The sequence below is a fragment of the Candidatus Dojkabacteria bacterium genome (genome assembly GCA_016927995.1).
GTDB lineage: Bacteria > Patescibacteriota > Dojkabacteria > JAFGLO01 > JAFGLO01 > JAFGLO01.
On sequence record JAFGLO010000014.1, the window covers coordinates 1 to 13,971 of the forward strand.

Annotated in this window: 11 protein-coding genes; 5 read left to right on the forward strand and 6 right to left on the reverse strand. The window is 38.9% G+C overall.

The annotated features are described in order from the left end of the window. Window positions 1-185 precede the first annotated feature (185 nt). A complete protein-coding gene (locus JW962_03310) occupies window positions 186-860 on the reverse strand; it encodes a peptidylprolyl isomerase (GenBank protein ID MBN1374330.1) in 675 nt (224 codons plus the stop codon). Between the two features lie 195 nt (window positions 861-1,055). Between JW962_03310 and JW962_03315 the strand changes: the two genes are divergently transcribed. The 4 genes from JW962_03315 to JW962_03330 all read left to right on the forward strand — a co-directional run bounded on the left by JW962_03315 (window position 1,056) and on the right by JW962_03330 (window position 6,858). Beyond that, a complete protein-coding gene (locus tag JW962_03315) occupies window positions 1,056-2,501 on the forward strand; it encodes a hypothetical protein (GenBank protein ID MBN1374331.1) in 1,446 nt (481 codons plus the stop codon). Between the two features lie 24 nt (window positions 2,502-2,525). After that, the gene (locus JW962_03320; protein MBN1374332.1) at window positions 2,526-4,655 is read left to right on the forward strand and encodes an Ig-like domain-containing protein; all 2,130 of its coding nucleotides are present in this window, start codon (window positions 2,526-2,528) and stop codon (window positions 4,653-4,655) included. A gap of 70 nt (window positions 4,656-4,725) precedes the next feature. Further along, window positions 4,726-5,733 (forward strand): DUF1624 domain-containing protein, encoded by a 1,008-nt coding sequence (locus JW962_03325; protein MBN1374333.1) that lies wholly within the window; start codon window positions 4,726-4,728, stop codon window positions 5,731-5,733. Between the two features lie 84 nt (window positions 5,734-5,817). After that, complete coding sequence (locus tag JW962_03330) at window positions 5,818-6,858, forward strand: undecaprenyl diphosphate synthase family protein (protein ID MBN1374334.1); 1,041 nt, start codon at window positions 5,818-5,820, stop codon at window positions 6,856-6,858. Window positions 6,859-6,860: 2 nt separating this feature from the next. On the opposite strand, the gene rho is transcribed toward JW962_03330, so the two are convergent. After that, on the reverse strand, window positions 6,861-8,120 hold the full coding sequence (rho, locus tag JW962_03335; GenBank protein ID MBN1374335.1) for a transcription termination factor Rho: 1,260 nt from the start codon (window positions 8,118-8,120) through the stop codon (window positions 6,861-6,863). Between the two features lie 581 nt (window positions 8,121-8,701). On the opposite strand from rho, the gene JW962_03340 reads away from it, so the two are divergent. Beyond that, window positions 8,702-9,568 (forward strand): hypothetical protein, encoded by an 867-nt coding sequence (locus JW962_03340; GenBank protein ID MBN1374336.1) that lies wholly within the window; start codon window positions 8,702-8,704, stop codon window positions 9,566-9,568. On the opposite strand, the gene JW962_03345 is transcribed toward JW962_03340, so the two are convergent. The 4 genes from JW962_03345 to JW962_03360 form a co-directional block, all read right to left on the reverse strand. Next, window positions 9,569-10,948, reverse strand: coding sequence for a phosphomannomutase/phosphoglucomutase (locus JW962_03345; protein MBN1374337.1), 1,380 nt, complete (start codon window positions 10,946-10,948; stop codon window positions 9,569-9,571). Between the two features lie 16 nt (window positions 10,949-10,964). Next, window positions 10,965-12,026 (reverse strand): hypothetical protein, encoded by a 1,062-nt coding sequence (locus JW962_03350; protein MBN1374338.1) that lies wholly within the window; start codon window positions 12,024-12,026, stop codon window positions 10,965-10,967. Between the two features lie 17 nt (window positions 12,027-12,043). Beyond that, a complete protein-coding gene (locus JW962_03355) occupies window positions 12,044-12,544 on the reverse strand; it encodes a hypothetical protein (GenBank protein ID MBN1374339.1) in 501 nt (166 codons plus the stop codon). Window positions 12,545-12,811: 267 nt separating this feature from the next. After that, window positions 12,812-13,957, reverse strand: a complete 1,146-nt coding sequence (locus tag JW962_03360; GenBank protein MBN1374340.1) for a glycosyltransferase — start codon at window positions 13,955-13,957, stop codon at window positions 12,812-12,814. Window positions 13,958-13,971: the final 14 nt, after the last annotated feature.

The window sequence follows — 13,971 nt, forward strand, 5'->3', positions numbered from 1 at the left end:
GTTCAAGAACTTCTTTTGCATTTACTGGAATCCTTGTCGGTTGATATTTTGCAGCCTCAACTAATTTTGCGTTATTTCCCGATTGCTCTACAGCAGCTGGCTGTTCAACTTGGGCGGCTTCCGGGTCGGGTTGCGAGCCATTAGAGCCTGTATCTGGACTCATTATTTAGGCAGTTAAAGTTATATTAGTAGCTTACTTTTTTAATAGTAACCGTTTGAATTTTTATGGCAGTCTTGGGCGAACCGTCGGAGTTGGTTTCCTTTCCGCAAACAGAATCGACTATTTTAGTTCCCTCGGTAACTTCACCAAACACGGTAAATTCACCATTCCATTCGGAAAGTTTTCGGGAAGAAACGCCTGAACATACAACAAAAAATTGACTTCCATTTGAGTTTGCCGTTCCTTCGTTGGCATAAACAACAGAGTAAGCCTTTACCGCAACACTAGATTTGATTTCGTCGACAAAAGTATATCCCGGGCCACCCGATCCGTCACCCTTTGGATCACCTGTTTGAAAAAGCGTTCCACCATTAATATAGTGAATTGTTAATCCGTCAAAGAACTTTTCTTCCGCAAGAAAAACAAAACTATTAACACCCTTAGGGACTTCCTCTTCAAAAAGATCAATTGTAAAACTACCAACATTTTTTACATTAACTACTGCAGAATAGTCAAACCCTGAAGTAATTACAGTTTTGGGATATTCCTTGTAAGTCTTCCTTTTTGTGGAACCATCGCTATCAAAAATTCCAAAATCAAATCCGGTACCAAATCCTGTAAGAGCCATAAGCAAAATAACGACAACGGCACCCATCAGCGGCAGCAATACCTTTTTGTGTTGATCCCAAACTTTTGACATAATTATTAATTGTATAGGATAAAAGATTCGTTGTAAACTATCCAAACAAAAGTTTATATAAAGAAGTTAAGATAAATAAGTTGTTACTTTAGTAGCCTACAGTCCGTATATTTGATATAATTAACATATCTTCGAAAAACGTGTACTATTTACTAGATATAAAACACAGAATATAAGTTTTGTTCCTGCCGTAAAATGCAAATGTATATAAGAAATGATGCGCTATACAGACAAAATAAGAACTCTAAAAGCAAGTGGATACCAATTTTTCTTTCACTTGCAATATTAATAATTGGGTATTTTCAACTGCGACCCGATCCGACCGACGGAAAGAATGACCCATTACCAACCGGTCCGGGAGTAACAACAGTGGAGGAAAACGTTGCAATCCCGTTCCCAACCGACGATCCTTCCTGTACCGAATACACAAGCTTTACAAACTCGACCCAGGTTAATGTTTCAATAGAACGACTCTGGAATTTAGTGGGAGAAGAATTTTCCGACGAAGATCAAAAAATGGATGTCTATGCATCAATTGATTCCTCGATAGCAAGTAGCGACATTAAAATCCAGTATGTAGTCGAAGAAAACGGCACCACAGCAATAATGGATAACACAGGTGATTTAAACTACCATGGTGTAGTTAATACCAAGATTTTTCCCAAAGGAACATATACAATAAGAGCAGTTGTAACATCAAAATGTTTGTACCTGCAAAGTAAACCTCAAACTTTTCACGTGTCCTACCCACTTTATGTACTTTGGACAACCGACTGGGAAGCACAACCGGCAAGTCAAAGCTTTATTCAAGCCGGGTTTACCCAAATGGAATCAATAAGCTCAACCTATGGAATTCCAATAACACACTTTTTTAACCCAAGAATCCTTATAAATTCCAGTTATGCCGGCATGAAAGATTGGATGGTAGACTGGATTAAGGGTCGTCGTGATAATAACGGTGATGAAATTGCATTGCATCTACACATGTATTACGACTTAGTACAGGCAACTGGCGTAAATGTAAGAAAAGAACCCAAATGGGCAAATAATGAAGATGGTTACGACGTTCCAAGCTCAGCCTATACCTACGATGAATACATGCAGATATTAAACTGGTCTATTGGTCAATACGAAGCCTACGGTTTAGGAAAGCCGGTTAGTTACAGAGCCGGAGGCTGGTATGCCGATGCTTCGACCCTAAAAGCCGTTCAGAACTCGGGAATAAAAATTGATTCCTCGGGAAGAACTGAATATTCAATTGGATCAAACGACCTAAGCGGATACTGGAGACTTCCGGTTACAACAGTTCCGTACCACCCATCGCTTATCGATCCAAACTCCGACGAATATAGCCAAAAGCTAACAATTTGGGAAGTCGCAAATAATGGAGGAGATTCATGGTCATTTCCAGTAAACTCGATGAAAGAGCGATTCGAACAAAATTGGGTAAATCATGCACCTTTAAGTGAACGAAGAATGGTACTGTACCTGAGTCACCCTCAATGGTATACTCAGGAGTTTCCTAAGATAACCCAGGTGCTACAGTACATTTCGCAATACAAGTATACCGATGACAACGGTCCGGTTGTTTATGTTACTGTATCTCAACTTGGGGAGGTCTGGGATCAAATCCCACAATAATTATAACCTATTGAGATAAGTAAGATGACACAAGCGACAGCCTATTTAAATGAAAATTTGTTTGAGACTCTTTTTTGGGTAACAGTTGTACTAATCCCCCTGTTTCTGACTGTAAACATTATAAAAATATTAATCAACAAGAAAAAATCAAAACAATCACTGGACAGTACAAAACCACATATTCCCGAACAATTATCCGAGCAGCTTATCGCCGTTACCGATAACAAAGTCCGATTATTTTTCAGAAAAATCGGCCGTTTCATTAAGGTCTTTTTTACGAAAAATCCAAGATTTTGGGCGAATTTTCTGTTCTTCTTTTTTGACGTTGTTCTCTTTAGTGCAATTATTGGAAATATATATTACATGTTCTTTACGAAACCTGAAATTGCATACTCTATTCCTGAACTTGAGGAACATTGGATGGATCAAGAAACCCCTGTAGAGATAGTATTTAACGTTCCGGTCAAAGTAGAAGAATTAAAAGAAAACATATCCCCAAATGTTGAAGGACGCTGGGAATACGTACAGTGTTTCCCAAATATTCCATTTCTAAACTTAGTTCGAAGAATAAAATTCTATCCTAAGGAAACGATTGCTCCCGAAACAAGAGTCGTAATATATATAACCGGAATCTCGCGCTTAACAAAACAGGAAAATCATGAATATGCAAGAGATTTTTATGCTGCTTATATGCCCACAGTTACCTCTACAAGTCCCGAAAACGGATTCGACAAAGTCCGCATAGAGGATTCGATCATTTTTAATATAAACAATTCCAACGAAAAAATCACTGCATGGGAAATTATCACAAATCCTGCATTTGAATTTACAACAACCACGTCAGAAGGAAGGCTTGTTGTAACTCCGACTCGACCATTTGACCAAGGTACAGAGTACACAATCACTCTATACAAAACAATTTATCGTTACAACATTGAAACCGGTGAAGTCGTGGAAACACTTGAAACCAACGAAGAGACAGTACTACAATTTAAAACAGTTCCGGCACCGGGCCTACTTGATTATTCCCCGAAGGGTGAGAGTTCCAGAGTTGATAGCCCAATTAAAATTCAGTTTGACGGTGACGTAAACAGAAAAGAAGTTGAGGAACGATTTACCATTGAACCAACCATTGACGGTTCGATATCCTGGGAAGAAAATACCCTTACCTTTATGCCTAATGCACCCTTACCCTACGGCACCACTTATACAATCCGAATTGCACCCGGATTCCATAACCTAGACGGTGGTGTACGTGACAACGAAATTGTTCTATCTTTCTCAACAGTCGGTGAAATCAGAATATTGCAAACAACTCCGGTAGCAAATTCGACTGGGGTAAAAGTAGATAACAGAATAATAAGTATTGTATTTAATCAGGAAGTTGATCAGGCCTCTGCCCAGCAGCACTTTACAATTTCTCCATATATTGCAGGAACCTTTTCGTGGAATGGAAATACCATGAACTATACCACCGGAGCCAATTTTGCCTACAGCACAACCTACACGGCCACAGTTTCGGCAGGAGTAAAATCAATTTATGGACTTGATCTTTCTACGCCATATTCCATTAGATTTACAACCGCATCAGATAGAACCGTAATTACCGGAGTACCCTGGTATAAGCAAACGGAATCATTTACCTGTAATGTGCAAGCTACTAACATGGTACTTGGATACTACGGCGTATATCTTGGAGAACAAGGGGTTAAAAATGCTTTTGGAATTGGCCAATGGCTAAACGAATCCGAAGGAACGGGAGGAAATCCACATGAAGACTGGATCGAGTTTTTTGGCATATTCTGGGAACCGGCATATGATCTTGTATCCCAGTATCGACCTGCTGAAATAAAGCAGGGCTGGACAGTTCAGGGTCTTACACAAATGATTCAAAATGGTGATCTGGCAATCATTTGGTGGCACAACGACTGGAGTACCTTTTACTGGAAAACCTGGGTAACACCAGGCGGACAAACAATTACCGGACTTAACGGAACCCACTCCGAAGTTGTAATTGGATTTATCGGTCCGGCTGAAAACCCTACCCACATGATTACAAACGATCCATGGCGTGGTGCAGGTCGTATTTACGACATTGCCACATTTACCAGACTTTGGGCGGTTTATAACAATACCGCGGTAGTAGTATATTAAGGGTGTGGCAGGGAACAGCCTTTTACTAACCAGCATTTACAGTTTTAAGGTGTTTACGGTATAATTTTAAATGGCAAAGAAAACTACCTCCACCACTCGCGATAAAACAATCGACATATTAAGGGCCGTTGCAATTATCACCATGACATATACCCATTCGGTAGTGTTTTTCCACGACTTTTCAAACAATATCCTTTTGTGGTTCAGTGATATTGGTGGGAATATCTCATTTACGCTGTTTCTTTTTTGCTTTGGTGCTGCAATTTACTACTCTTTCCTGAAAAACCCCACCAAAGAGAAACGAAACAAGCTTTTAAAACGTGCGGGTTTATGGCTTTTAATCTATTACGTTCTTGCATTTTTAGGGCGATATACAGAGCACAGATCCTTAACTGCAGGTATATTCTGGCAAATTCTTACTTTTTCTAAGATAGTTCCTTTTACCGAATTCTTCATAGCCTTCCCATTAATTCTAATAATCACACTTATCATTCCAAGATTAACCACGGTTATATCAAAAAATCCATTTATTCTCGGGCTCTTTTCGTTCGCACTTTATATTCTTGGGTCAATTACTGTTCAACTACTCACCGAATCGTCGATTATAAGCCTTTTTGTAGGATACAAAACCTTGCACTACTTCCCAGTTCTTTTCTATTCGTCAATATATCTTTTAGGAATAAATTATGCGCTAAGTACAAAAAACAGCGACAAGTCTGTTTTCTCGTCAATGGGTTTAATTTTGACAATTATCTTTTATTTCATTTCACAATTAGTAGGTCAATTTAGCAGATTTCCACCGTCAATCCAATTTTTAATGTACGGATTAATCTTTACCTACGGTATTCTTTTTGCAATTTCAATCTTTGAAAGTATAAAACACAAGTGGGTTCAAAAGATTTTGGACCTGCTCCAAAAGTTAGGTAACAGAGCGTTAACCGTCTTTATGATTAATACAGTAATTCTCTTTGCTTACAAGTATTTTCTACATAATACAAGCTTTTCCCAATGGTATATTGTATTGTTGCTTTGGCTGGTTGGTCTTGTAACAAGCGCACTATCCCAAATAACCCTATGAGACTATTGGTTGTATGTTCACCGCCACTAATAACCTACCAGGTAGATTTATCTGGTAAAATCGTTAAGTCTAAGTTTATTAGACATGAAATTGAGCGATTTCCACGCAATAACGGTAGTCTTAAGTGGACACATTAACAAAAAGCGCTTTCTGAAAACTGTTTCGGATAAGGCAAAAAAGCTTAATATTGTCGGATTTGCACAATTTAAACAGGATAACAGTTGCAAGATCCACGCAGAAGGTACAAAAACAGTTCTTTCCGAATTTCTTGATACATTAAACAGGCAAACAGCAGAGTTTGATCTTAATGAAGTTAATGTTTCATGGATAGACCCTTATAAAATTTATAACGACTTTAGGACGATAGATCACCCGACATGGAATCCAACAGTTATATCCCCTTCCCCTACACATAAAACCCAAATTATCGAGCCGGTTAAGTACAAAAAAATCCCAACTCATGTTGCAATCCTTCCAATCGAGATGATTATGTGGGGAAAAGAGCTTTATAAACCCCTCACTCCATGGTTGCGACGTACCCAAAGAAGTTTTGAAACCATTATCGAGTTGTCTCAAAAGCTAAAAATCAAGTATTTGACAATATTAGAGATGCACTCATCGGTTTGGAAACTAAAGACAGATCAAATTAGAAGCCAGCTACATCTTACGCACAGGTGGATTGAATTTATGCAACCATTCTTTAATACGTTTGGCATTAGACTAAAAGTTATCGGACGTAGAAATCGTCTTCCGACCGAGCTTTCTGCACTTATAGCAAAGGTTGAAAAAAACACCCGCAACAATAAAAAACTTACATTTACCCTAGCAATTGACTATTCAGGGAAAAATGAGATTACCGAAGCCGTAAATGCCATAATTCAGTCTAAAATTCCTTCTGTTGACGAAAATACTCTAGATTCCTTTTTATGGACTCATGAATTACCACCTATTGACCTTGTAATTACAAATGGCGGGGTAACAAGCCTACAGGGACACTTTTCCTGCAAAGCAGAAAATGCATCGGTTTACGTAAGCAATAAACTATTTTCCGAACTTAACACAGCTGAAATACTAAAAGCAATAGAAACATTTAATAATGATCAGAAAATTCTTTTAGGTAAATAGCTTTACATACTACCGTCGGCAATTTTTGCCAGAAACTCTTCATTATTCTTGGTTCTTGCAAGTTGCTCTACAAGTACTCGAGCAGGCTCCTCATCACCCTTTTCTAGCGCTTCAAGCATTCTACGAACTCTCCAAGATTGATTAAGTAACTCACCTTTAAGCAAGAGTTCCTCGTTTCGAGTGCCCGATGCAACAACATCGATTGCAGGATAAATACGCATATTTGCAAGTTTTCTATCCAAGTGAAGTTCCATATTGCCTGTTCCTTTGAATTCTTCGTAGATGAGATCATCCATTCGACTGCCTGTATCAACAAGTGCGGTGGCAACAATTGTTAGACTTCCACCATCTTCAAAGTTACGTGCAGCACCAAAAAATCGCTTTGGCGGATAAAGGGCGGCAGGATCAAATCCACCTGAGAGTGTTTTACCTGATGTTGGCATTACAATGTTATATGCACGAGCAAGTCGTGTTACACTATCCATAAGAATTACTACATCTTCACCCATTTCAGCAAGTCGCTTAGCTCTATCAAGTACCATTTCTGATATTTTGGTGTGAAGGTCAGGCTTTTCGTCAAAGTTTGCGGCATAAACCTGTCCTTTAATACTTCGTTGCATATCGGTTACCTCTTCAGGCCTTTCACCAACTAAAAGTGCCATTAAAAGAACATTAGGATAATTTTTTTCAATTCCGGCAGCAATATCCTTTAGAAGCCACGTTTTACCGGCTTTAGGAGGCGAAACAACCATTGCTCGTTGTCCAAAACCTATTGGAGCCAAAAGATCAATTACACGGGTTGATAAGACGTCTTTTGTGGTCTCAAGTTTCATTTGCTTATCGGGGAAAACCGGGGTGAGCTTTTCAAACGCTGTTCTAATAACACTTTTATTAGGCTCCCTACCGTTTACGGTTTCAACCTTTAAAAGACTTAAGTATCTTTCACCTTCGTTTGGAAGCCTTGCCGGACCTTTGATTTCATCACCCGTTCGAAGGTTAAATTTTCGAATTTGGGTACCTGATATGTAAACGTCATTACTACCGGGCAAAAGTCCTTCAGTACGCAGAACCCCATGGGTCATGTCATTCATGACCTCCAGAACTCCGGTTACAGAGATTTCACCGTCTTTTTGAGTATAAATTCTTAGAAGTTCACTAATAAGACTTTGCCTTGCAAGCTCGGATACTCCCTTGATTCCTTCGGCTTTTGATTTGTCACGAAGATCGGGAAGTGAAAGATTTAATAGCTCTTTAATTTCCATAAAAAACAACACTTGAATTAAATTAAGTCACCAAAGAGTTTTGCATAAAAATATGAATCAGCAGGATATTTACGTGAAATATACGTCTTTAATATAGTTGACATTTGAAAATAAGTCAAGAAAAAGGGGGATCGGCACTGCCCCAACCGACCCCGGCCTCGTATATCTTTCTTAAAAAATCTACGAGGCAGATTCCGTTTAAGGAAAGTGCCAGTAAACCTACTAGAAACAGGTGATCTGATCCTAAGGCTCAGTAACGAGGGGGAACCCCGACCAAACCTTGGGAACAGATCACCTTATAAACACCTTTATCAAAGAACCTTATAGTAGATTGTGATTAAGTATAGCACACGGGGTTCGGAATTGTCAACAGGGTAAAACAGCCAACCGTAAACAAGTACCGAACGGCGCGCAACGCGACCGTCCACATTATACTACACCCCTACCCTCCCGGTGTTATGATTGATGTGCCGCGCGATGGGTGTTACAATTACACTTAATGCGCCAATAAACCACAACATTGGGGCGTATCGCACTTTGTCCTGTAAAGATGTATACTAATAGCTAATATGGTAATCACTTTGAGCACAAATAAAAAATATCCCAATATTCTTGATATAACCTTTGATACCAAACATTTTCCCGTTCAAGGCAGTCAAACTGCAATCCTTATAAGCTTTTATCCGTATAGCAGAATACTAGATGCTAACTCATTTTCACTCTATCCATACGAAGAGTACGTAAAAGACATTGGAAGCCACAAACAAACTTCATACTTAAAGGATCCACGTACAGAAAAAAATCTATTCGGACTAACTCTAGGTGGCTTAATCGTGATGATTTTTGCTCTAATTGATACATCTCTTTTAATCTCTGTCGAGGCATTAGTCTCTGTTCTGGGTGTTTATACGATAGGTAAAGAAATTTGGGATGACCTTGATCAATTCCTTATAAATAAAAGTGAAAACCTGCCAATCCAGTGGATTGCCAAACCTTATGCATACATTAGAAGATCCTTCGGAATAATGCAGCAATTCTTTAAGTCAGCAAGGAACAAACGATACGGAAAAGACAAATTCTTAGCTAACAAATTTGATTTTTTTGAACACAGCAATTCCAAAACAGTTGATTTATTATTTAAAACGAGTTCACTAATCGACTTAAAATCACCAATAGGTCTTTTATCGGTTCACCTTAACAAAGAAGCAATCACTTCGATAACACAAGGCTACATGCTAACGGTAAGGTTGTCTGAAATCAAAAGGTTTGGACCCTTCTCCATTATAAAACAGATTCACCAAGCCAAAGACTCGAACGAAATAGGTTGTGTTGATTCAGACGGCAATTGGATAAAAAATAATTCACTGGTCGAGTATTCCATAACTTTGGGTAAACTTAAGTTACATCTTGGTAAAAGATTTGTGTTGAACACACGTTTGTTTTCTTAGCTATCTAAGTTCGGTTCGCACAGGAATATTGTCCCGCTTACCGTCGATAATGTGCTCTATTTCTTTGAAATTCTCTATAACTAAGGGAACTGACGTTGCTTCAACATTTAACCTGATAAGTGGCTGCGTATTAGATGCACGCAGGGAAAACCTCCAGTCGCCAAAGGAGACGCCTATTCCATCGGTGGTATCAAGTTTACCTTCAGGGTAAGCCAATTTTACTTGCGCTAACACATCGGCCACATTAGAAACAGTGTAATTAACTTCACCGGAGTTGGGGTAATTTTCGTAGTAATAATCCATCTCTTTTGTAAAATCAAACCCACCTGATAAGAGTTTTAAAAATATTACCGTTGTTATCATTCCACTATCTGCATAATAAAAATCTCTATAAAAGAAGTGTGAACTCATCTCCATTCCAAAAACTGCATTTAGCTCTCTCATTTTCTGTTTAAAAAATATATGACCAGGCTTGCACACAGCCGCCTTAGCTTTAACTTTTTTAAGTTCGTTAATAATTGGCCAAACAATTCTAGGATCATGAACTATTACTGAATCTTCAGGCTCCTTTTTTAAGAGCTCCTTTGCCAAAACTACGCCCGTATACTCACCTGTTGGATTTCGTCCCTTTGAATCTATAAAAAACACCCTATCAGCATCGGCATCAAACGCAATTCCTAAGTCAAAATTTTCGACTTTTACTCTCTTTTTAAGCTCGGAAACATTTTCCTCTTTCATTGGATCGGCTACATGATTTGGAAAAGTGCCATCGGGTTCAAAATACATCCTGGTAACGGAAAGCGGTAAGTCGCTAAATATGTAATCAAACAATTTTCCCCCAATTCCGTTGCCTGCATCAACTATGACTTTCATCGGTTTAATTTTTACGTCCCCTAAAAACGATAGCACCTTGGATTTATAGGCAGGAAAAATATCAAGTTCAGAATAAGTTCCGTTTGTATTTTCAGAATCATTTATCAAATTCGAGCTCATTAAGTTCTTTATTTTAGAAATTTCCACAAAACTAACGTCCTTACCTACAAGCTTACAGCCGTTCCAACCGGCTGGATTATGTGATGCAGTAACAACTACCCCTCCGTCAAATTTTGGGTTGGATCCTACCGCAAAGTAAAGAAGTTCAGTGCCTATTTCGCCTATACTTGTAACATTACAGCCCGCCGATATTGCTCCTTTTGCAAAGGCATCGTGAAAACCCTTACTTTCGGGTCTTATGTCGTAACCGACCACAATGTTTTTTGCATTCAAATACTCAACAAATGTCTTTCCTAATATCTCAAAAAAAGCTTCATCTAGTTCTTCCGGAACCTTTCCTCGAATATCATATGCATGAAAAACAGAATCTAAAAGCTGCTGATTCACGATATTTTAAGTAAGCTTATTTAAATTTTGTGGGAATCTTCTCAAGTACTTCCTTTATATCACCTATATGGTCTTTATTAATAGCCAATAAGACATCCTTTGTATTAACAACTACCGTTCCATTTAAGCCTATACCTACAACTAGCTTATGTTTATCGTGATTTATAAGCATTGAATCAACACAATTGAAATCAATAACCTCGCCGGTTTTATAGTTTTTGTCGTTTGGTGCATGAAGCTGCTTAAGTGCATACAATGTACCGGGATCACACCAACCCATGTCGGTTTTGATAACTAAGGCATCTTTAGAAGAAACATTATATGGAACTGCATGATCAAAATGCATTTCCGGAATTGTCGGGTATACGGATGCAATGACACTAGCCTCTTTATCGGTATCTAAGGCTGCTTCAATTTTAGCAAGCTTTTGGTAAATTTCCGGACATTTTTTCTCATATATGCTAAGCAAATACTCGACGGTTGATATAAAATACCCTGTATTCCATAACCACTTACCGGTTTTATAATTTTTCTCGCATTCTTCTTTGTTAGGTCTATATATAAATTCCTTAAAAAGATGTTTATCTTTAGATTTAGTTACACCGTCAACATTTATCCATCCTATCTGCTCATTAGCAAAAAGTGGAGTCTCTCCAATAAAAACAATCTTAGCCTCGGATTTCAAGATTACGTTTTCGGCGATCTGAAGCTTTTCTTGAAGATTTTTAGTATCCCTAACAATACAGTCCCCCCAAAGAATTGCTACCGGCTCTTTAATCCCTAGCTTACGAAGCCTAATTAAATTTAAACCCACAGCAGCGGCAGCATCACGCCTGGCTGGTTCTGTAAATATATGAGCATAGGGAACTTCGGGAATTTGTGTTTGGACAAGTGGTACGTATTTTTCGGCTGTAGCAACAAAAAGACTGTTCCAGCCGTAAACGGGTTGGATTGCTTCTACTGTTAATTGAAGTGTTGATTTCCCTTCCCATACTGGAACAAATTGCTTTGGAAGCTTTTCGCGACTAAGTGGCCAAAATCGCTTACCGCCACCGCCCGCAAATACAATTATTTTCATGTTGGAATACCTTCAAATTAATCGTTCCGGTTGATTAGGAGTCTTTTAACACTTTCCTCAAGTTTATTCAACCGAACTAAAAGCCTTTTTTTACCAAACCCTCCCGCGATGTTATTACATCTGTAAAAATTTAAGGTAAAAAGATCATCAAACTCGACATCTCCATAACGGTACAAGGTATCTACCACCGCCCGCTCGGGCGAAGCAATATTATAGAGCGAGTGTGAGCCCGATTTTACCGTAATGATGCCTGTTCTATATGAAAGCAAGTCGGGTCTAAGTTTTATCCCCTTATAAAGAATATTCTGATAGACAAAATTAAAAGAACGGCTTGATGCAACCGTAATAACCCCACTCCAATCATAAATGAGTTGATGTTTATAACAAGCGGTATCGAAGGATATGTAGGAATATGAATCTGGACATATTTTTACTGCAAGCTCGAACTTTCTAATGGGTTTTCCTGTTACTCCGTAAAGTCCCCGTCTTATTGGGAATAGCTGATTATGCTTAAGCATGCGATAAATTCTTACTTTTAATGTGTTAAGGTCGGAAATGGCTAGCAAATCACTAATCTCTTTTATTGTAAAAACTGAATTGGGTGAAAGGAGGAGCCGATATGTTTTTGACACCCCCTGATTCCGTTACAAATTAGTGTACATTTTTGTACACTAACTCGTCCCCAAACACAAGGGTTTTCAAAAGACCCCCTCTAGGGACTCAGACGACTTCTCTGTTTTCGTCCGTCGACTTTATAATCTCGTTGACTGACCGTACAAACTGGACTACCGATCGCATAATTTCGATGTTACATGTTCTAAAATTTCTTTTTTAAACCTCTCTTTACCAAAACGCCCGGCACTTTCCAAAAGGTCCTGTTGCTTAAAATGTCCTTCCATCGACAATTTTTCAAATTGATTAATTGCAGCAATAAGTGATTCCGGTGTTTGTTCGTTGAAAAATACGCCTGTCTTACCATCCACTACCGTATCTTTTACCCCACCCTTGCCAAAAGCAATAACTGGGGTGCCTGCAGCTTGCGCCTCAACCGCTACTATTCCAAAATCTTCATGTGCACAAAACAAGAATGCCTTTGCCTCTGCGTGAAGCCGTAGTTTATCCTCAGAACTAACATATCCTAAAAACTCTATATTTGGTGCTTTGTCCGCTAAACGTTCCAAATTGGCTCTTTCGGGGCCGTCTCCTGCTATTTTTAAATGTTTGTCCGGAAGCTTCTTAAAGGCTTCTATCATAAGGTCAATCCGCTTATACGGAATATGTCTCGATATCGTAAAATAATAGTCTTTTTTGACTGTTTTGGGGTGATTGGCAAGGTATTTTGAAAACGCATCTACCTCTGCATGTGGAAATATTACATCGGCATCTCTGCCATAATACTTGGATATTCTTGCCCTAGCCTCTTTTGAAATTGCAATGTAATGGTCCGGACGCTGTGCTGCTGCATAATCCCAAAGTCGCAGGTAATGCAAAAATAGACTAGTTAAAGGTTTTTTAATAAAGCCCAAGAGTCCGCCCATGAATGGACTGTTTATATAGTCGAAGTAGCCCGACCACGCCTGTCGCATGGGTGTGCATGAGTACGCAATGTGAACCTGGTCGGCACGTGTGATCACTCCATGTGAAACAAAGTATCCCCACGAGATTATTACGTCGTATTTGCTAAGGTCAAACTGTTCAACTGCTGTTGGATAAAGCATAAAGTAGTTTCGGTAGTGGGTTTTGGCAAACGGCAGCTTTTGAATAAAGCTTGTGGCTTTAAGCCGCTTGCTGATTATGGAGTTTTGGTAATACTGCGGGTTGTACATCATTGCGTATAGGTCGGCTTGGGGAAGGGTTTCAAGTAGTGCTTCGAGAACGGTTTCGGCTCCTCCTAGTTCTGCGAGTTTGTCTGTAATTATGGCAAGTTTCATGGGTTCAAAGATGA

Coding starts and splice junctions, on each gene's coding strand:
- JW962_03350 (MBN1374338.1), bottom strand. CDS start 12,026: ATGAAAATAATTGTATTTGCGGGCGGTGGCGGTAAGCGATTTTGGCCA.
- JW962_03325 (MBN1374333.1), top strand. CDS start 4,726: ATGGCAAAGAAAACTACCTCCACCACTCGCGATAAAACAATCGACATA.
- rho (MBN1374335.1), bottom strand. CDS start 8,120: ATGGAAATTAAAGAGCTATTAAATCTTTCACTTCCCGATCTTCGTGAC.
- JW962_03330 (MBN1374334.1), top strand. CDS start 5,818: ATGAAATTGAGCGATTTCCACGCAATAACGGTAGTCTTAAGTGGACAC.
- JW962_03355 (MBN1374339.1), bottom strand. CDS start 12,544: ATGCTTAAGCATAATCAGCTATTCCCAATAAGACGGGGACTTTACGGA.
- JW962_03360 (MBN1374340.1), bottom strand. CDS start 13,957: ATGAAACTTGCCATAATTACAGACAAACTCGCAGAACTAGGAGGAGCC.
- JW962_03310 (MBN1374330.1), bottom strand. CDS start 860: ATGTCAAAAGTTTGGGATCAACACAAAAAGGTATTGCTGCCGCTGATG.
- JW962_03315 (MBN1374331.1), top strand. CDS start 1,056: ATGCAAATGTATATAAGAAATGATGCGCTATACAGACAAAATAAGAAC.
- JW962_03320 (MBN1374332.1), top strand. CDS start 2,526: ATGACACAAGCGACAGCCTATTTAAATGAAAATTTGTTTGAGACTCTT.